Raw genomic sequence first — 19,280 nt, forward strand, 5'->3', positions numbered from 1 at the left:
TTCTACACGAATCCGGCCATGAGCCCTTTTTGTATTCAGTTCGAGGTGTTGCACTTCATTTTACAATCCGTCTTATAATAAAACCTCCCTTCGGCAGCCGTACCGTCTAGGCACGCTTTCAAAGGGAGGATTCATGCTGGACATGCGCGGCTTGCTTTACATGCCGTTATAACGTTCGACTGCCTTGCTAATCAGCTGATTGAACGTCTCGGGGGTTCCTTCCGTACTGTCCAGGAACTGGCCGCTCAGATCGGAATCGGATACGGGTTCCTTGTTCTTGATCCGTTCGATGATATTCGAAGCGCCCACTTTGACTTCGGTAGCCGCTTCTACGTAACTTTTGATGGAGAACTCGTTCAAGCCTTCTTTTTGAATCTGGTCTTTGTCTTTGGACAGGGTGGTCAGGGCGGTTAGATCCGCGGTCATCACATCGTATTTGGCTTTGAATTTCGCCAGATCGAGCTCCAGCACATTGGCGGCGTTAATCCCCTGCGCATTGAGCTCCATCGCCGTCGCTTCGGCATCGATCATGAACTTCAAGGCGTTGTACCGGATATCCTGACCGGCATTCTTGAATTCCTGCAGATCGGCCAGGCGCTGATCGTCGCCCATTTTCTGCAGCGCCGTATAATAGTTCTGGGCAAGTTTATCGTAAGCCTCATAAGCAGTCAGCAGTTTGGCGTGCAGCTCTTTGCCTTTGGCGAAGTCGTCGTCTACATACCCTTTGGAGTCATAATAGACTTTCATCTCGTCCAGAACGGCCAGCAGATCCTGAATGGCCGGGATCAGCTTGGTGGCCGCCGGGTCGGCACTCGCAAAAGCGGGCTTGCTGGCAATAAAGCCTTTGGCCTGATCGATCACAGCGCGGTCCTGCTCGACCACATCCAGCATAATAAAGCTGAAGTTGTCTTCGATCACAGGCTGCTTCTCCGCGCCGAACTTCTCGAAATAATGAATCAGCACCTCGTCGATCCGGCCCCTCATCAGGTTGTTCAACATCACGTACGCATTATATTTCTCCATCTGTTCGCTTTCACCCTGCGTTACGCCTGCAGCCGCAGGGCTCAAAGGAACGGCTGGAGCGGAACAAGCGGATAAGGCGCTTCCCAAAAATATAACGGCAATCATAAACGGCAGCTTTCTCAAGATCACGATTCCTCCGACTGGGTCATTTTACTTACTTTTTATCAGTATGTAATCATCTCTGATTATTTCTATTCAATTTTAGAAGGATTCGGTGAGAGGGTCTTGAGTCCGGAGTCGCAATATTAAAAATCGCCTGCTGCCTTGTCCCGGGCACCGAAACTTACCGCCCGGGATTTCCGTGCCGCTGTTCTCATAAGGACAAGTGCCTTTTCAGCAATAAGGCGGCCTTGACCCGGTCATTGGTCCCGAGCTTGGCATAAATATCGCTCAGATAATTCTTGACTGTCCCCTGGGTCAAGAACAGCTTCTCGGCCATTTCTTTGGAATTGTATCCTTCGATCAGCAGTTTGGCCAGATCGAGTTCCCGGGGCGTCAATTCAAACTCACCGCCCGTCTGCTTGAACCGGCTGTGCTGGCTGCGAAGATTGAGCGCGAGTTTCTTGGCCGCTTTGCCTGTGAGAAGCAGGCTGCCGGACAGCGCTTCGTCGATCGATTGGACAAGCTTCTCGCCGTCGATATCTTTGAGCAGGTAGCCGGAGGCTCCGTTGCACAAAGCTTCTATAATATATTCGTCGTCGTCGAACGTCGTCAGGATCAGAATGATGAGGTCCGGGTACAAGGTTTTGATCGCTTCGGTCGCTTGGACGCCGCCCATACCGGGCATGCGAATATCCATCAGGATGATATCGGGAACGACGTCAAGCAGCTGCTCCAGCGCTTCTTCGCCGGTCTGGGCCATTCCCACGATCTCGATCTCCGGTCTGATCGACAGCAGCGTGGCCAGCCCTTCCAGCATAATCCGGTGGTCGTCGACCAGCATCACGCCGATTCTGCGTTCATTCTCCATTACGTCTCTCCTCCGGCAATCGGCATCCGGGCATGAAGGGCAAATCCTCCCTTCGCTTCGCTGTGCAGCGTCAATTGCCCTCCGATCGCTTCGATTCGTTCTTCCATCGTCTTCAAGCCGAATCCGTAGTCCCACGCCTCGCTGCCGCCGCCGTTATCCTCGACCCGAATATGAATGGTGTCCCGCTCTTCCACAATAGAAATTTCGATGGCGCTTGCCCGGCCGTGCTTCAGCGCATTCGTAATCGATTCCTTGATCAGATTGAGGATGACGTATTTCTGAATAGAGACGAGATGCGGCAGCTCTTCAAGTTGCAGCGTAAATCGAACGTCCGTCTGCCGCTCGGCATCGGTCATGATCTTCCGGATTCCTTCTTCGAGTTCCAGGTCGCCGACCGTCCCTTCCGTGGCTTTGAGCGTCTTGACTACCTGGCGGATATTGCCCAGCCCTTCCTTCAACTGTTCCCGGGCCACCCGAATTTTGCGCAGCGATTCCTCGGGCCGTTTCTCGAACAGCAGCTGGGCTCCTTCCAGAGCGACGATCGCTGTCGTCAGCGTATGCCCCACCGTATCGTGCACCTCTTCCGCGATCCTCGTTCTTTCTTTTAACGCCGCCATCTCTTCCCGGGTTCGGGCTTCCTGTTTCAGGGACTCGTTCAATCGAAGATTCACCTCTCTTTGGTTGAGCAGCAGCTTGGTACTCCAGATCGGAACAATCAGGAAGGAATAGCTCAGCATATGAAACATAGGGCTCCACAGATCATTCCCGTTCGGCGGCCACAAGATCATGTAGGCCAGATACCCGGCATACGCAAACGGAAACGCATACCAGGATTTGTAATGAAGCAGCAGATCCGCAATAAACAGAACAAACACGATATTCTCGACTTCCGTTCCTTTTCCAAAAAACAGCAGAAACAGCAGAACGATTTCAACGACAGGCGATACGGCGGCAAGCAGCGGATACCCGCGATGCCGCATGATCCGCCTGGAATGCCGCAGCACGTACAAACCGATCAGGATCGCCACCCCGGCCAGGTCTTGGTAATGGGACAAGGACAGATACACCAGCAGCAGAGCCGCGTAAGCGAACGCCAGCCCGTAGAAGAACAGTCTGGATGCTCTCGTATTGCTCACAGTATGCACGGCGGAAAGGGGAATAGGGGCACACTCCTTCGCATGAATCATTTACATCAATCCCAGCACCACGGCCGTTACGGCGATCAACAGAGGAATGGCTTCCACCCCATGGATGATGACCGCCGGCCAGAAGCTCCGATATTTCGCGTTCAAAAATCCGTAGAAAAACGATCCGACGAGCAGCACCGGGATATCGGACATTTTGTGCAGGTGGTAGGCGGCGAACAACACCCCGTTCATGGCCCAATCCCATTTTCCGAAAGCCCCTCTCATCTGGGGAAGCAGAATCCCGCGGAAAAACAATTCTTCTCCAAGCAGGTAGTTGAACAGGCAGCTGACCAGCGCAATTCCGATCAGATACCAGGCGCCTACGAATTCGGGACTCACCAGGTTCTGAATATCGGCATAACCCGCCGGAGCCATAAAAGGGAACAGCCGGTTCAGCGTCGCGCCCACAAACGTGAACAACCCGGAACTTTCGAAGAAAAACGCGTACAAAATGATCGGAATCGTAAACGAATACGCGAGTTTGTACACTTTGAACGTCTTCGGATGAATCGGATGATTCAGCCAGAGCCTTTTCTTCAGTTTCGCCCAGGTTAACGTGCCTAATTCTTTTTTCAAAATGATGACCGAGAGAACAAACTGCCACATCATGCCCACAATCATGAGCAGCCAGTACAGAATGCCCGGATGGATCGACACCACGGGAACCAGCAGCGGCATCAGAGCAAACCGGATCAAGAACATCGGCAGTGTGACCAGCGCCCATAACCCCAATATTTTCCCTACGCTGTAAGGCTTGACGGATACTTCGTTATTCAACCTGTCCACTCCTTCTTACTCGTATAAGTGCTGAAGCAAATATAGGAGAGAAGGCCGTCATATGAGAAGTGACGCTCGTCATAAGCTTGCGTGCCAAGCTGCGGTGGAACAGCAGCAGGAACAGCAGCGCCCGTTTGAAATCTTCTTCCACAATCCGCATACTAAACAGGGGACCCGGCTCCTTTGCGGATCAAACAGTGGGAACAAGCCCGATCACCCCTTCCGCTGTAAGCTATTATAACCGCAAGCCGTTCCCTTTCACATGGACGGTCAACCGAAGCGGCGAATCCTCGGATGCTGCCGGATTCAGGTGACGAACCAGCAAGCCGGCTGTAAGGAAAATCGATGGATGAAGCGTTCTTGGCGAGGTAAGATCGAAGTATCTACCCGAACGAACAGGAGGAGTCGAGGATGAGAGGAATTGCCCTAGTAGGAGCCGCGGTTGTGCTGATCCTGCTGGTTACCGCGCTTGTCTGCAAAAAAGAACGGTACCGGCTGCTGCGAAGATGCGCCTATGCCGGTATGGGGCTCGCGTTGGCCGGAACGGTCGGCCTGCTGTATGCTTTTCCCGTATTCAAACTGCCCGAACCGCAAGGCGATTATCCGGTAGGCACACAGGCGCTGTATCTCGTGGATACGGACCGGCAAGAAAAGTTCGACGGACCCGTTCAAGGACCCCGGGCTTTGATGGTCCAGGTGTGGTACCCGGCTCAAGCCGGCACGGGAAGACCCGCCGCCTGGATTCCGGATCCCCGGATCCTGCCGTATATGGCTGCGCAGTACGGACTGCCCGAATTTACTTTCGACTATCTGGAGAAGGTGTCCGCCCATGCGTATCCGCAGGCCGCCGTTTCTTCGGCGCGGCCGACCTATCCGCTGATTCTCGCGAATCCCGGCAACGCTTCTTCGAGGTTTTTCCATACGTCGCAGGCCGAATACCTCGCCGCCCGCGGGTATATCGTAGCGGTGATCGACCATACCTACAATACTTTTGCCACCGAATTCCCCGACGGGAAGATCACAACCACCGCAGCCGACAGCCTGTTCTCGCCCGACGACGATTATCGCACGGGAAGCGTGCAGCGCGATCGGCTGGGCCGCTTATTGACCGACGATGTCACGTTTGTACTGGACCAGTTCGAACAGATGCAATCCGGGCAGATCCCGAGCGACCTGCAGGGCAAGTTGGATCTCGGCCATATCGGGACATTCGGTCATTCGATCGGCGGAGCCGCCGCTTATGACGCTTCGTTCGATCCGCGAATCGCGGCCGGCATCGATCTGGATGGCGGGCTGTATCGGCTGCGCGAGCGGGGAGAACTGCGGAAACCGTTCTTGTTTATTACCTCGGATAGCTATTTCGGGAAACTGCGGCGGGTACTGGAACAGCGTCCCTACACGGATGAAGAGATTGAAAGCATGGGTTCGACGCGGGCATGGGAAGAAGCCGCTGCGCAAGACAAGCGGCTGGAGCTCAAGCGAATGCAGGAAGCCGTTGAAGCGGGGGGACAGGCCCTGTATATCGAAAATACCGAACATCTGAACTTTACCGACGCCCAGTTCCTTTCTCCGCTGTTCGCCCGCTTGGGCCTCACCGGAGAAATAGCGCCCGAACGAGCCGGCGCCGTGGTCAATGCCTATATGCTGGACTTTTTTGACCAACATCTCAAAAATAAAGACGGCATTCTGACGAAAAAAACCGACAGCCGATTCCCGGAAGTGAAATTTATCCGCTTTCCCTGAAGCTTGGCGGAATCGGCTGCCGGCCGGATCAAGCGCATGCCGCGAAAATTCGGCGGATCAGTTGGGTTCGTCCGTCGTTTCCGGCTCGATCAGGCCTTTGCCGATGACGTTGGCGGAGACCGGCTTGCGATCAAGTTCTCTCGCCCAGACCGACAGCTGCCCGACATGATGGATCTCATGGGCGATCACATGGCGCATGACTTCTCCCCAGGTATCGACAACGACGCTTCCGTCAGGCCGCTTCTCGGTGAAAGGACGCCGTTCCATCGAGTCCTGCCACGCTGCCACAAACGTTTCGACCTCCGGCCGAAATCTGCGATCCAATTCTTGGACCCGCTCGAGCGTTCGGTATTCTTCGAAGTTCTCCTGGAAGTCCGGTTTTCCCTGCAGCATGCGGATCCAGCTCCATTCCACATCCACGATATGAAGCAGCGTCTGCAGCAGACTGCCTACGCCTCCGATTCGGGGGCGCAGCAGTTCTTCCGCCGATACCTCTTCGCACCATTCATACCATTGCTCTCTAACCATCCAGTTGTAACGAAAAAAAGTTTGCATGAGCAGTCCTCCCAAGTCGAATCGGATATAGAAAAAAGGGTTGTGAATCGATACAATTGGAATAAATAGAATGGAATGGGAGTTGATCACACATGCACATTCCTAATCGAAAACTTCTTGCCCCGCTTATCGCCCTTGTTGTCTGGGTTGTGCTCATCGCTTTGTTCGGGTTGTTCTCGCACTTTTCCTGGGCCGGATTCAGCTTAGTCGTCTATGTACTCTGCGTGCTGACCTATGATTCGATTCAAGTTTCACGCACACGCACCCTGCTGGCGATCACGGGCTTTGTCGTATCCTGCCTGAATGTGGTCAACGCCTTTTACCTGGAAGCGCAGGGCCTGCCTTTCAAAGGGTTTGTGATTTTGTTTTCGTCGGCCTGTGCGTATGCTTTTCTCAAAATGAGCAGGGAAGCGGCGGCACGTTAATTTAGGCGCCGTTCAATCCAGCAGCCTCTTGGTGCGTATGATCTCGCTTTCGCTTGAGCTGGCTTCTATAAGGGGTTTGACTTCGATAAGGCCCTTCTTCTCGTCAATAATAGCCACAACGATCGATAACCCTATAGAAAGATTCTTCAATGGATCCCACCCTTTTTTTAGTCAATTCCTTTTATTTTCTATTCGAATCACCCTTCAAAATAGGTCAACGATTATAAATCCTGTCCAGAATCATTCCTACAATCTCGGACGGCTCACGGTGATCGGTCAGAATCTGCTCTTGGAATTTGCTCTCGTCAAAAGCGGGCACCGCTCTGCGGGTATGTTCCTGATACCATTCTCCGAAAAGATCTCCCCGGCTCTCCACCCGTTTTCTGATTGTCGTCTCGGAAGCGATGAGGCAAAAATGAAAAAAGTCCGGATCCAGTCTTTTTAAGCCGTCAAAAATATAGTCAAAAGGCTCCGCTTTATAGAGGGTCATAGGCACGATCAGAGATTTATTGTATCTGCGCTTCAGCTCTTCGGCAGTCTTGACCACAAGAATCCGCCACAACTCCAGATCCTGAAAATCGTCCGTTTGTTCTTCTTTGAGCCTGATCTCTTCCGGAATGATATTCCTCAGCATATAGCCGACTTCCTCGGGATCAAAAATCATACTGTCGGGAATCAAAGATTGCAGCCAATGGGCCGCCGACGTCTTGCCGGAGCCGAAAGCTCCATTGATCATAACAATCACGATAATCCCTCCGAACCGGCCGGTAACGATAGCCGTTTCTCCCATTCGCCCAGAATCGTCCGGACTTCGTCGCCCGTTCGCCGGATAAAGCCGTCGACGATATCGGGCGTAAGGAAACGGGGCGGCACGTCCGGCTTGTGCGCCGGTTCTTCGAACCAGCGGAGGGTGCGCAGTCTCCATTCGTCCACTTCCCGTTCGGTCAGCAGCGGATCCATCGCGTAGGCGGGCGTCCGCAGCAGACTCTCCCACGCCTGCTCTTTCCACGGCGCCGTCTCGTAGAGCCAGAAGTCGATCCCGTCCGTATCCACATAATATCTCTGCTTGATCTCGGCTTCGGGGACTCCATCCTGCCAGACTTGGCGCTTGAACTCGGCATAGACGTGGATTCCCCACAAATAGTCGGTCAGCACATGGGCAAAATAACCCTGGACGTACCGCTTCCACTCTTCTTCAGGGTGTTTGCCGATCCAAAGCGCGTAATACGTCTCCAACTGCTCGGGAGTCGTCTCCTTGCCGCCGAAGTGGGTGCGCAGTTTGTCTTCCCGGCCGGTCCCCGCTCTCCTATGAATCGCGTCCGGTGCAATACTTCCAAGTACAAAAGCATCCGGAATGCGGCCGCCTTCGAAATAACGGTCCGCGACTCCCAGATGAACCATAGGCAGAGGCATAATTAAAGCTCCTTTTCAGAAAATGGATCCTAGTCCGTAAATCTTACTTTTATCTCGGTCAAGGTACCGTACCTTATCAACACTAAAGGTAAGGTTACGCTCCCCTGAATCGCACCTAAAGCGTGTGCGTTTCAGGAAAACGTAAACCTCTGATTAAGAGTTGAAAGGGTACTAGCTGGATGTTTCCGGGCTTCTTTTGCTGAACTGCTTGAATACGTCATACTCCGCACCCGATCGGATAACGTTCAGGATATTCCCGGCGCACGCTTCCGGGCTCAGCTCTTCCGTATTTACCTCCACGTCGTACTTGTCGAAGGCATAGATATAGTCGAACTGGGAACTCGCGAGCCCGACCGCCCGATCGCCTCTGGCTTTTCCCCTTCGGGCCAGCTCTTCTCTAGAGCAGGTGACGCCGACCCACAGCACGGGATGACCGGCAAAAAGGTCCAGACACACATCGAACCATTTATCGTTCTCGATGACGGTGTCCAAAATGACGTTCAACCCCATTTCCGAGAACAGTTTGACCGTCGAATAACACATCGAAACGATCGGATCAAAAATAATTTGGGCAATCCTCCCCTGATCCAGTTCCTGTACCGGTTCAAGATCCGGATACTTGCGATCGACGAACTCATTGTAATTGTGAAAAAAGTCGTCGACGGAAACGTGGTGAAAAGAAATCTCGGTCTGCTTCAGCAGCTCTTTGGCAATACTGGTCTTGCCTGCGCTTGAAGTCCCGTTCAAAAATAAAATCGTTCCCCGCTTCACCATCATCATCCTCACTCATTAAATTGCCGCCGGAACTCACGACCGCTCTTCATCTTCGGGCTGCTCCGTTTCCCCACCTGCCAGACAGAACGCGAGGATCTGCCTTACGCATTCGGGCGTCACGGCCTCTTCATGAACCTCTTCGTTCAACGGATAGAAGCCCGGCTGGACCCAGCGGCTCCGGATCACCTGCAGCTTCGGACACCGGCTTCCTTCCGTGACCGGATCCAGACGGTAAAGAGCGGCAAAATCCCGGTTCGGCGATACGAGATGCAGCGCTTTCGCAAATTTCTTATCCCAAGGGTCTTGGCCGACATACCAGTAGAACTCGTGGTTGTCGACGACAATCTTACGCTTGCGTTTGGCCGAAATCGCCAGTGGACTCACCTCCGCATTCTGCTGACGCTTATTCGGCACTTAGACTGAGGTCTACTCCATATTGAACCATCCCCAGCCGCTGCGCGACTTTTTGAGAATGCAAATTGTCCCAAGAGGTGCTGTACAGAGGATGATACCCGAGCTGCCGAACCTCGGCGCTCCACAAGGGCACCAGCCGTCCGGCCAGGCCTTTTCCTCTGTACGCTTCGACCGTATACAAGCTGGCTTCGATCGCCCGGTTTGATTTTCTCGCACTGCAGCAGACCGAAACGGCATGACCTTGATCCACCACGGCGACGACAGGACTTCGATAGGCGTATTGTTCATTGACGCTGCGGAAAAACCGATCCAGCACATGCCGGTCGGATTCCCCGATCAGACAGATACTGCTGTCCTCCGCGGGAAAAGCGAGCTGCGGAATGCTGTAAGCCGGACCTATCCATATCCGGGAGACCTCTTGGTAGGTACGTAACGCTCGGCACAGCTGGACGATATTCAAGTCTGCCCGGGTCAACCGGTGAATTTCTTCGATCAAGGCTTGAGGCAGATCTGCACGAAAGTAACGGTGTGCGTCCGTTCGGGTTCTGCCCACGAATACAAGCGGCGCGCTCGGCTGGTGTCCGGGTTCATTAATACCGAGGATCGTATGGCCGTCCAGCACATACAAGGTCTCCGCCTGAATCCGCATCCACTCATTATCGCTCAACAACTCTTCACCCCCGTACTAGATAACGTTCGGTAATCGCTTTTCGTTACAGTCGGTTTGCTTTATTTTGCCGATGCTTTGTGGTTCTGCATGGCTTCACCCTCTATTCGTTAATTTGTAAGTTCTAATGGGGAGGGCCGACCGCAAAAAACAGATCCGTACGCGCTCCCGTTTCGATCAATCTCGTTTTCGTCAGCGTTATCGGCAGTTCTTCAAGCTCTTCGAATAAACGCTGTCCTCTTCCCAACAGCATCGGCATGATCCCGACCTGCAGCTCGTCGACAAGTCCCGCTCTCAATAACTGTCGACCGATGCTCACTCCGCCAACTACGGAAACGTCTCGCCCTTTAGCCGCCTGCTTCGCCATCCGGATCGCGTCTTCGATGTCATCCACGAACGTAAAGCTAAGCCGCTCGTTTTCCTTTGGCTTTTTGACAGGAGGTTGATGCGTTACGACAAAGATCGGCACCTGAAACTCGTAGTCGATCGCGTAATGGTCAGGATCGCCTGCCAATTCGAAGGTCCGACGCCCCATCACGACCGCTCCGGTATCGCGAATCGCTTCCTGCATAATCTCGGACTTTCCGAATTCTTGATGATCGGGGTACAGGATCGAGATCCTGCCGTCCGCATCGTTAATGAATCCGTCGAGCGACATCGTCATGCCGAAAATCACTTTGGTCATGGTCTGCACGATCCTTTCGGGATGGGAGTATCCGGCTTGGCTTCAGCGCTGGATCTGCTCGATCTTAAGTCGTTCCACTCACTCACGTCGCACTGCCTCGAATCGTTACTGCCCACAGCCGCCAGCGTGCCGTCGGCACGCAGTCCGATCGTATGGACGCAGCCTGCGGCAGCGGCGATCATGCTGTGCCAACCGCTCACATCGCACTGCCCGTATTCGTTTGAACCTGTCGCGATCACCGTGCCGTCTTTTTTTAGGCCGACCGTATGATAGCTGCCCGCCGAGACGGCCGACAGATCCTGCCACGCCGCAACGTCGCATTGGCGATGTCGGTTCGATCCCGCCGCTGCCGCCGTTCCGTCTGCTTTCAATCCCACACTGTGCAGATACCCAGCCGCAATCGCCGTGATCTCGCGCCATTGTTCGGAGTCCCCCAGACCGTAACGGCGATTGCCTGTGCTCTTCACGGTGCCGCCCGATTGAAGGCCGAGCGTATGCCAGTCGCCTGCGGCAATCGCGATCATATCGCGCCAAGCGCCGACTTCGCATTGACCTTCGTCGTTCCGGCCGACCGCAGCGACGGTGCCGTGTGCCGTCAATCCGACGGTGCGGCGCCATCCGGCGGCGATCGCCACAATCTCCTGCCAGCCGCCGACTTCGCATTGGCCCTGCCGATTCCAGCCTGCGGCGTTCACCGTTCCGTCCGACCTCAAGCCGACCGTATGCGAGCTTCCCGTATTCGACGCCAGATGCACATTGCCGGCAGCAACGGCGACCATATCCCGCCAAGTGCCGACCTCGCATTCGCCCTGCCGATTGTCGCCTACGGCGAGCACGGTTCCGTCGGCGGCAAGAGCGGCACTGTGACGGCGGGCGGCGGTGATCGCATATTGAAAAGGAAACACAATCGGCGAAGATAACAGGTTAAGCGGAAGAGGTTCCATGATCCGGCTCCTTTCTGATCGGTTGCGTTGTCGTAACGGACCCGTATTTACTGTTCATCAACAGACTGCGACACGCCGAACCGTTTTTTTCATAAACTTCTGTGCGTAGATGCCGCTTGGTCCTTTGAGTTTCTATATGAAGTTTCTATTAGGAGACTTGCGTTCATGCCGCAGATTTTATTTTTTGAATCAACACATACAAGACTCCGCCAAAAAGAAAACCCGCGAATCCGATACTTAAAATCAGGATAACACCTGCCGTCAGAACAGGAGACTCATTGGCCGTGGACATATGCAGCGCCTCCTTAAAATGCAGATATATAGATAAGCGCATGACGAATCAGTTCGTTTGCTTTTTTATGATTATATCCTTAATGAAGAACAGCGGCTCAAAACACTCAAGACACCTTAACCCAACAAAGCCTGTTCGATCTGGTCCACGATGCCGTTAATGCCTGTCGGTCCGTAGCAGCCGATCCAGGTCGTCGAATCGACCGGGTGAAGGTGCTGCCGCTCATCCTGGCCCAGCATTTGCCGCACATGCTGCTCGGTCGTGGATAGGCCGCCCTGCATCGTTTCATTACTAAGCAGAAAATAATGGCTGGCACGCACGGCCGGAAGACGGTCGACCGAAATATGATAAGCCGTATCGGAAGCGTCCGCCACGAATAACGGAACCGGCAGCCCAAGATCCCGATACAGCACGGCACCCGTACGATGGGCAGCCGAGTGAACGCGAACGAGAGAATCCAGCGGACGGATCAGCGCGACGCTCTGCCCATCCAACAGGGGAGCGAGTTCTTCGGACAGCAGCGTCGTTCTTTGATGATAATCCGCAAGAATATGCTTCGCCTCGGCCCTTCTTCCGGTCAGCTCCCCGAACAGGCCCAGAATGGTCTGCCAATTCTCATTGCGTCTGAACATGAGTACCGGAGCGATCCGGCTCAAATGCTCCATATGCCGATCATGGACTTCGGTGCAGATAATGAGATCCGGTGACAAACGTTCCAGCGCAGACAGATCCGGGTACTCGTATGTGCCGAGCAGTTCGGTCTGTTCGAGACCCGCCCGGATATACGGAGGGAACTTGACCGAAGCACTGCCGGATCCCACACTGCCTGCCGGAGACAGCCCAAGCGCGAGCAAATGATCCGCATACTGCACATCGAGTACCGCGATACGCCGCGGCGCTGCCGTCACGGGATATTCGCCCCGCAGATGGCAGATTACCGGACCTTGAGCGGATTCGTAGGACGAAGCCGTGCGGGTCCGCAGCAAAGCCTCGGTATAATCCGTATCTCTTCTCGCAGCATGCTCAAGCCGATAATGCAGCGGAGAAACGCCGTAATATTTCTTGAACGCCCTGCTGAAATAATACATATCCCGGTATCCGATTCGTTCCGCAATGCTTCCGATCGAAGCCTCCGTATACCGCAGCATCCTCGAGGCATTCTCCATACGCAGCTGAATCACGTATTCCATCGGTCCCCGCTGTTTCTCCTGCTTGAATCGCCGCTGCAGCTGCCTGACGCTGCATCCGGCGAGAGCCACCAGGTCTTTGAGTTCCAAATTCCGGCGATAGGAGGAGGCAATATAGGAAGCGACCACCTCCACCCCATCGGACTCCGCTCCGCCCTGGCCGCATTCGTAGTCCATGATCAGTTCGTAGATCATGACCTGCAGCAGCGCATGGGCATGAAAACATTCCAAACCTTCACCGCGGCGCCATTTGGCTATGATTTTCTCCGCCTGCTGAATCCATTCCGTTTGGGTCAACGCGTTCTGAACAAATGAAAGTTGCAGCGGATGCTTCCGATACGAAGGCATGGCAAAAGAGGCTCCTTCGATAGAAAAAGCCTGATAAGCCATCGCGATATAATAGAGTTCATCCGTGGTCGCCGTCAATGTAAAAGCGGTCCCTTTCACCACATGACAAGCAAAAGAAGCTCCAACGCGGCAAACTTCGCCGTTCATTGTAAGCTCCCCTGCTCCGCCTACCGCAAGCAGCAATAGATTCGAAGTCGATTCATTTTCGCTTCTGCCCAGAATGCCGCCTGCCTGTAAAGTCCCGCTGTATCCGTCAAGCATCTTGATCGTCGTGTCGTTCCATAAGCTTGCCTGTTCCTGCAGCGGCATTTCTCTCATCTCCTGACAATAGCTTCCTTTGCTCCAAGCGTTTACATGAGCTGAGGAAACTGTGCTGCTGTCATTTTAATTGAGATTTATTCTCAGTGTCAATTTTCGGGCATTTGCCGCAGTATTCGCCGGACATCTGATAATAGAAGCAGCAGGTTATTCGCTCGTTTCTGGCAGTCGAAATCGGCTCGGGATACGTGGTGAAGCGGGTAAAAGGATTCTTTCTCTGATCGAACACTTCTCCTGGCGCCGCTTGAGTCAAATACGCAAAATCCGACTGCGCCTGCCGGCTCGTTTCTATGGAAGCCTCCGCTTGGAGCTTATACAGCGGACCGATTCGCACCATGATATTCTCCCAGAGGATACTCATCGGAAGCGGCGCGATCGCGGAAAGGTTCTTGAGCACCGGAGTCAGCTGCTGCGCAAATATCTCCTCAGCCCACTGCTTCCGCTCCATTTCCCGGTTGGCCGTGAGCGCTTCAGACCGAAGACCGTTGACCGCCAGAAAAGGAAACCTCGTCTCGTCTTCGGAAGCAGGCTTGGGATGGTAGAGGAAGCTGTCTTCCAGCGAAAAAGAAACCTGCCTATTATGAAAAGTTAGCGCCGTCACCAGCGGAGCGGTCCACAGATAACCGATCCGCTTGGCTAACATCGAAGCGGCAACCTTCATGTCGGGCGCACCGATATATCCCTGCAGCCAGCTTACATACTCATGGCATGCCGCTTCTTCGTGCAGCTCGCTCAAAGCTACGGTGCGGACACCATCTGCAGGCGGCTCGCCCAGCAGAATTGAATGTTTTTTCGCCGTTTTTTGCCACAGTGTCTCACTCCAATTACGATCCATATCAATTCGTTCCCAGCAGGGCTTCCGAAGCCTGATCCGCGATCAGATTAATAGCAAGCGGACCGTAATAAGCAATCCACAGCGTCGAATTCACATCGTATGTGCGATTGTCCCGGACCGCCTCGAGAGACTTCCATACCGGGCTATTCACCATCGCTTCCGCTTCCGCGGCAAACAATTCATCCGAGAGAACAAAATAACGATCCGCGCCGATCTCGGGAACTTTCTCCATCGAGATTTCAATAGAGCCTTCTTCGCCGACTTCCCGAACGAGGGCAGGCATGTTCAAGCCCAGATCGCGATACAGAATTTCGCCGGTGCGGTGCTCGATGCCATGAACGCGGATCCCTTCTTTTCTCGGGCGGATCAGAGCTGTCGTTTCATCTCCCAGTTTCTCGGCCAGCTTCGTTTTCAGTGCTTTCGCTTTGTCCTCGTATGCGGTGCGGACCTTCTCGGCCTCGGCCGGCTTGTCCGTAATCTTGGCGACGGCAGCCAGCGTATCGCGCCAGTCTTCATAGAAGTCGAGGACGAGGGTAGGGGCGATCTTGCTTACGCTCTCGTACTGCTTCTCCTGGAAGTCGGTCATAATGATCAGATCCGGCTCCAATGCCAGGATCGCTTCCAGATTGGGCTCGTCCCGCGTGCCCAGCACCTGTACGCCGTTGGGCTGATCGCCCAAATATTCCGGGAAATCGGTGCTGCCTCCGGCGATTACACTGCCTGCCGGCTTCTCGCCGACCGCCAGCATCTGATCCAGAAACTTCACATCCAGCACGGCGATCTTCTTCGGTTTGGCATCCAGTGTCAGCTCGCCTTTCATGTGCTTGATCGTCACCGGGAAAGCTCCGGTATTCGATGCCGCATCCGAAGAGGTCTCCGCCGCTGCCGCAGAAGGTTTGCCGCTGCCCGCACCCGCTCCGCCGCCGCAAGCCGTCAGTATAAGAACCAAGACGAGCATGCAGCCCATCCCTAATCTCGATTTGCGGGCAGCGTATCCGCTGCTTCCGTCCGCCTGCCTTTTTGTGCCAGTCTGCATGATAAGCCCCCTTATGTATGATAATGATTTTCATTATCATACATAAGGCGAGTATAAACCATCCCGGCTTGGCGTTACCATGTACTTCTGCGACATTTCGATCGGACTAATGTGACGCGGGGGCTAGGTCATCCGAATACACAGCCGCAGTTTGGAAGTAGAAATACCGCTTTTCTTGTTCCTGATTTTCTTCAACCATTTCCTTGAACCAATCTTCCTGCAAGGTCTCGTCGGTACATACGGCAGGACGCCATAAGCTCAACCCGATCTCCGCAAAAATATAGCTGGTTTCGCCTTCGGTGTCTTTTTCATGTGTCGAAATACGATTCAACCCTTAAACAAGTTCGTCCCTTCTTCATGCTCCTTTTTGTAATACTGGATGATTTCATTCACGTCGGTTTGAGTCATTCCCGATTCGAATAAGCTTCCACGACTTTTTCGAATAAACCAACCAAACCGGATAGTCCGTGATTTCATCCTTCAACTCGTAGACGCTGTCCATGTCTCTATAATGTCCAACTGTCGTCAGGGGGATCCGAATTTCATCTTTCCCTTTTTGGATCTTCGATAAATCGATAAATAAACCTTCTTGAGTCGCTCCCAATAGAAAGCCCGAGATATCTCTGGGGATAGCCCTAATCGATCTTCTCGTCCATTTTCGGAGTTTGAATACAAGGACTGCGGATAACATCCTTTCGTAATCCTCCAGATAGGTGACATAGAGCTTATTAAACCATCCGTCATCGTGTGCGTAATAAGCAAATCTCGCCTTGGGTATATCGTTTAATGGCTTGGCAAGATGACCAAAGAACAGAAGTTCGGCGATTTGCAGCTCAGTCAGCCGATCCAGATCCTCTTCTTTCTCAACATCGACCCAGCAAAAATCTCCGTACCCATAGACGTCCTCTTCAATTAATTTGTCTATTTCTGAGGCGGTGATGTAATCAAATCCGCAGTTCGGATTTCTCTTCCCGTCATCAAACTTATGCTTGAGCAAAATCAGGTTTGCCGGTCTAGGCTCCACACAAGACATAAATTCAAAGAATTCAATCCCGTAGGAATAAAAGCATTGTTGATCGATTTCGCTGCCGCTCACATAGAGGATTTCTCTACCCTTTTGTTTGTTCTTCATTGGATTGGTCCTCGTTTGAGATTTCTATGAGGGTTGAATAAAGATTTAGTACAGCCGTTATGCAGTCCGAGATTCTTTTACCCTTTGTATCTCTTTTATTAGGTTGGAGAATTCGTCGAGCCCTTCCATATCCATGTAGAACTTTGCCAGCTGTTCAAATCCATCTTCATTTGGTGTATGACCGATGCCTGAAAAACTAACAATGTAGTGTTCAAAGTAATTCTCGGGATACTTATGATTTGCCATCCCATTCTCCTCTATTCACGAAACGACCCCGCCTTAGATACCTCTTATCCTAGGCTGAGTCGTTTGCTGTCTAAGTCTAATCCGTCAGTGCCCGCATGATGTTGGATTTCGCCTCTGCCGCAATCGCTTCATTCCCGTCATCGATCGCTTGCATCAAGATCAGTACGGGGATGTATACCGCGATCAGCCGCGCCAGCAGCTTCGTTTCCTCGTTCGCTCCTCCGTACGTTTCGAAAAACACGCCGCGAGCGTCAGGGGGTAAAAAGCTGTAAGCAGCGCTCAAATCGCAAGCCGGATGGCCTACATTCAGATCGCCCCAATCAATGATGCCGGAAACGATCCCGTTCTCATCCACAAGCATATTTTTGAAATGAAGGTCCCCATGTAGCAGTACATTCACCGCCTCGACCCGGTCCGTTTGCAGCCTGCTCATATACGCTTCGATCACACCGGACTCCTCCAGCGACAAGTGTTCAGCCACTTTCGATAGAAAACCTTCCAATTTCACTTTGCGCGCTGCGATGTCCGTCAAGTTTCGATGATCCTGCTGAACTCCGCACTCCAGCGCCGTCTGCACCGGAAACTCATGCAATCTCCGCAAAAATGCCGCCAGCTTCTCTGCCGATAAAGCCCGTCGTTCTTCCGTCAAACCGATAGGGAAATCTCCAGGCACGTAGGCATAGCCGAGAAAGGGTGCCGGGTATTCGTCACTGGCTTCGCCGTAAAACAACGGTTTTGGATAAGGGATGGTCATATAGGGCTCCAGCTTCGGCAGCAGCTTCCCTTCCGTCCGAATCGGGCCAACGGCAACCGTTCTTCTTGGAAACCGGAACATGTACTCGTCACCGATGAGAAAAACGGTATTGTCCCAGCCCCAGCCCAATCGCTTCACAGGCTTCGCTGACAGCTGAGGGAATTGTCTGTCGATCAGCGTCCGCGCCAGCTCTTCGTCAACCTCCCACTCCGCATCCCATACATTCGCTGCTCCCATAAAAGGCCTGCCTCCTCGCTCCTTACTTGGACGTTTACATTCCCCGGAAGTTACGCTTAACTGCCCGTTGTTGGGCGAATGCTGGGCCAAGGGCGAATGTCCGCAGCGTGAATATGATTTTATCTGTTGTCCATGCTCTTTTGGAGGTACGCACTAAAGTTCCTTTAAATTTCTAGGAGCTGTTGTTTCAATTATTGGTGTTCTTTCTGTATACGTAATCATTTCGAAATGTTCTACTGTCGGAAAGGGGTTGTAAAAATGATGTAATAGTTCTTTCCATTCTTTATATTCTTCTGATTCCCTAAATCCAATCGTATGGTCTTCAAGGGTTTCCCATTGGACTAACAATACGTACTTATTCGTGTCTTCTACACACTTTTGCAGTTCATGTTTCAAATAGCCCTTCATCTTAGATATGATCTTAGAAGCTATAATAAAATTATGTTCAAATTCATTTGTCATTCCAGGCTTGACTTGGAGAGTAGCAATTTCAAGTATCATATACATCATCCTTTATTGATTATTTTACAGTTTTGAATAAATTGCAGACAACGTTCCTATATTCACGACTCGGCGTATGCCGATTGGCTGGCGAATGCCTCGCCAAGGACGAATGTCCGCAGCGTGAATAGGATGTTATGTGATGTACTGGGCTTGCTGAATCGACTTATAAATAATCACTTCTGTATTTACTTATTTGCTCTTCCAATGTCTTTGTCACTTCTTCATATATTCTAATTACTTCATTTAATTCATTCGTTAATTCTCTATGATCTTCCCAATATTCTTGATCAACTTTAAGTACGGAACAAAATAAATCTCCGATATATAAATCTCCTGATGTAAATGGGTTCTGTATTAATCGCTCTAGGGCTAATGGCAAAAGCAAATCTAGATTCATTTGTTGCCCGATCAAAAGCCTTAACTCTTCATTGTTCCATTCACAAAGAGGTTTTTTCCTTAATCGATGGACTTGCCTTACTAATGAGGAAGCAAAATTCGGTTCATCCCAAGACTCGCCTTCAAGCTCTTCAAGGGTTCGGGTTAGATCGACCTGCTCCATGGTTTCACCCTCTTAAATAAATGGTTTACGGTATGTCACATAACGTTCCTGTATTCACGACTCGACGCATGTCGAGTATCCGGCGCATGTCGAGTATCCGGCGAATGCCGGATCAAGGGCGTATGCCCGTAGCGTGAATATTATGTTGGTATTCTCAGTTCATCCCCGGCTAGTTCGGGGATGAACTTTTTCTTTATACTGGAGGAAACACGGGGTGAAATAACGCATGTTTTGTTGGGACACCGATCCCGTCTT

Annotated in this window: 23 protein-coding genes; 2 read left to right on the forward strand and 21 right to left on the reverse strand. The window is 52.4% G+C overall.

Features of this window, described 5'->3' with window-relative positions:
* Window positions 1-156: 156 nt before the first annotated feature.
* The 4 genes from HRQ60_RS22135 to HRQ60_RS22150 form a co-directional block, all read right to left on the reverse strand.
* The gene (locus HRQ60_RS22135) at window positions 157-1,023 is read right to left on the reverse strand and encodes a YiiG family protein (RefSeq protein WP_246281444.1); all 867 of its coding nucleotides are present in this window, start codon (window positions 1,021-1,023) and stop codon (window positions 157-159) included.
* 313 nt (window positions 1,024-1,336) lie between these two features.
* Window positions 1,337-1,993, reverse strand: a complete 657-nt coding sequence (locus tag HRQ60_RS22140) for a response regulator transcription factor (protein ID WP_172200444.1) — start codon at window positions 1,991-1,993, stop codon at window positions 1,337-1,339.
* Window positions 1,993-3,180 carry a sensor histidine kinase gene (locus tag HRQ60_RS22145; RefSeq protein ID WP_172200447.1) on the reverse strand — a complete coding sequence of 396 codons (1,188 nt, stop codon included), beginning with the start codon at window positions 3,178-3,180 and terminating at the stop codon, window positions 1,993-1,995. The genes HRQ60_RS22140 and HRQ60_RS22145 overlap by 1 nt, the downstream gene beginning before the upstream one ends.
* The gene (locus HRQ60_RS22150) at window positions 3,181-3,957 is read right to left on the reverse strand and encodes a CPBP family intramembrane glutamic endopeptidase (protein ID WP_172200450.1); all 777 of its coding nucleotides are present in this window, start codon (window positions 3,955-3,957) and stop codon (window positions 3,181-3,183) included.
* A gap of 411 nt (window positions 3,958-4,368) precedes the next feature.
* Between HRQ60_RS22150 and HRQ60_RS22155 the strand changes: the two genes are divergently transcribed.
* Window positions 4,369-5,700, forward strand: coding sequence for an alpha/beta hydrolase family protein (locus tag HRQ60_RS22155; protein ID WP_172200453.1), 1,332 nt, complete (start codon window positions 4,369-4,371; stop codon window positions 5,698-5,700).
* Between the two features lie 57 nt (window positions 5,701-5,757).
* On the opposite strand, the gene HRQ60_RS22160 is transcribed toward HRQ60_RS22155, so the two are convergent.
* On the reverse strand, window positions 5,758-6,255 hold the full coding sequence (locus tag HRQ60_RS22160; protein WP_172200456.1) for a DinB family protein: 498 nt from the start codon (window positions 6,253-6,255) through the stop codon (window positions 5,758-5,760).
* Between the two features lie 92 nt (window positions 6,256-6,347).
* Here HRQ60_RS22160 and HRQ60_RS22165 point away from each other — a divergent pair, with 92 nt between their 5' ends.
* Window positions 6,348-6,680, forward strand: a complete 333-nt coding sequence (locus HRQ60_RS22165; protein WP_172200459.1) for a hypothetical protein — start codon at window positions 6,348-6,350, stop codon at window positions 6,678-6,680.
* A 214-nt stretch (window positions 6,681-6,894) separates the two neighbouring features.
* Here the strand turns inward: HRQ60_RS22165 and HRQ60_RS22170 are convergent, their stop codons facing one another.
* From HRQ60_RS22170 to HRQ60_RS22240, 16 genes are all read right to left on the reverse strand, one after another.
* Window positions 6,895-7,416: an AAA family ATPase gene (locus tag HRQ60_RS22170; RefSeq protein ID WP_246281445.1), complete on the reverse strand. Its 522-nt coding sequence runs from the start codon at window positions 7,414-7,416 to the stop codon at window positions 6,895-6,897.
* 5 nt (window positions 7,417-7,421) lie between these two features.
* A complete protein-coding gene (locus HRQ60_RS22175) occupies window positions 7,422-8,093 on the reverse strand; it encodes a hypothetical protein (protein WP_172200465.1) in 672 nt (223 codons plus the stop codon).
* A gap of 171 nt (window positions 8,094-8,264) precedes the next feature.
* Window positions 8,265-8,864 carry a phosphotransferase-like protein gene (locus HRQ60_RS22180; RefSeq protein WP_172200501.1) on the reverse strand — a complete coding sequence of 200 codons (600 nt, stop codon included), beginning with the start codon at window positions 8,862-8,864 and terminating at the stop codon, window positions 8,265-8,267.
* 36 nt (window positions 8,865-8,900) lie between these two features.
* On the reverse strand, window positions 8,901-9,251 hold the full coding sequence (locus tag HRQ60_RS22185; RefSeq protein WP_172200468.1) for a hypothetical protein: 351 nt from the start codon (window positions 9,249-9,251) through the stop codon (window positions 8,901-8,903).
* A 19-nt stretch (window positions 9,252-9,270) separates the two neighbouring features.
* A complete protein-coding gene (locus tag HRQ60_RS22190; protein WP_172200471.1) occupies window positions 9,271-9,948 on the reverse strand; it encodes a GNAT family N-acetyltransferase in 678 nt (225 codons plus the stop codon).
* 124 nt (window positions 9,949-10,072) lie between these two features.
* On the reverse strand, window positions 10,073-10,633 hold the full coding sequence (locus tag HRQ60_RS22195; RefSeq protein ID WP_172200474.1) for a dihydrofolate reductase family protein: 561 nt from the start codon (window positions 10,631-10,633) through the stop codon (window positions 10,073-10,075).
* Window positions 10,630-11,577, reverse strand: a complete 948-nt coding sequence (locus tag HRQ60_RS22200; protein WP_172200477.1) for an RCC1 domain-containing protein — start codon at window positions 11,575-11,577, stop codon at window positions 10,630-10,632. Before HRQ60_RS22200 ends, HRQ60_RS22195 begins: the two co-directional genes overlap by 4 nt.
* Window positions 11,578-11,740: 163 nt before the next feature.
* Window positions 11,741-11,869, reverse strand: a complete 129-nt coding sequence (locus HRQ60_RS23960; protein WP_281358158.1) for a hypothetical protein — start codon at window positions 11,867-11,869, stop codon at window positions 11,741-11,743.
* Window positions 11,870-11,985: 116 nt separating this feature from the next.
* Complete coding sequence (locus HRQ60_RS22205) at window positions 11,986-13,713, reverse strand: helix-turn-helix domain-containing protein (RefSeq protein WP_172200480.1); 1,728 nt, start codon at window positions 13,711-13,713, stop codon at window positions 11,986-11,988.
* A 70-nt stretch (window positions 13,714-13,783) separates the two neighbouring features.
* Complete coding sequence (locus HRQ60_RS22210) at window positions 13,784-14,557, reverse strand: (2Fe-2S)-binding protein (protein ID WP_172200483.1); 774 nt, start codon at window positions 14,555-14,557, stop codon at window positions 13,784-13,786.
* 1 nt (window position 14,558) lies between these two features.
* A complete protein-coding gene (locus tag HRQ60_RS22215; protein WP_172200486.1) occupies window positions 14,559-15,593 on the reverse strand; it encodes an ABC transporter substrate-binding protein in 1,035 nt (344 codons plus the stop codon).
* 385 nt (window positions 15,594-15,978) lie between these two features.
* Window positions 15,979-16,725 carry a hypothetical protein gene (locus HRQ60_RS22220; protein ID WP_172200489.1) on the reverse strand — a complete coding sequence of 249 codons (747 nt, stop codon included), beginning with the start codon at window positions 16,723-16,725 and terminating at the stop codon, window positions 15,979-15,981.
* A 57-nt stretch (window positions 16,726-16,782) separates the two neighbouring features.
* Window positions 16,783-16,971 carry a hypothetical protein gene (locus tag HRQ60_RS22225; protein ID WP_172200492.1) on the reverse strand — a complete coding sequence of 63 codons (189 nt, stop codon included), beginning with the start codon at window positions 16,969-16,971 and terminating at the stop codon, window positions 16,783-16,785.
* A 76-nt stretch (window positions 16,972-17,047) separates the two neighbouring features.
* Window positions 17,048-17,962, reverse strand: a complete 915-nt coding sequence (locus HRQ60_RS22230; RefSeq protein ID WP_172200504.1) for a phosphotransferase — start codon at window positions 17,960-17,962, stop codon at window positions 17,048-17,050.
* A 153-nt stretch (window positions 17,963-18,115) separates the two neighbouring features.
* Window positions 18,116-18,463, reverse strand: coding sequence for an antibiotic biosynthesis monooxygenase family protein (locus tag HRQ60_RS22235; RefSeq protein ID WP_172200495.1), 348 nt, complete (start codon window positions 18,461-18,463; stop codon window positions 18,116-18,118).
* 166 nt (window positions 18,464-18,629) lie between these two features.
* Entirely contained in the window at window positions 18,630-19,025 is a 396-nt protein-coding gene (locus HRQ60_RS22240; protein WP_172200498.1) for a contact-dependent growth inhibition system immunity protein, read from the reverse strand.
* Window positions 19,026-19,280: the final 255 nt, after the last annotated feature.

This window comes from Saccharibacillus qingshengii (genome assembly GCF_013185195.1).
In the GTDB taxonomy this organism is placed as follows: domain Bacteria; phylum Bacillota; class Bacilli; order Paenibacillales; family Paenibacillaceae; genus Saccharibacillus; species Saccharibacillus qingshengii.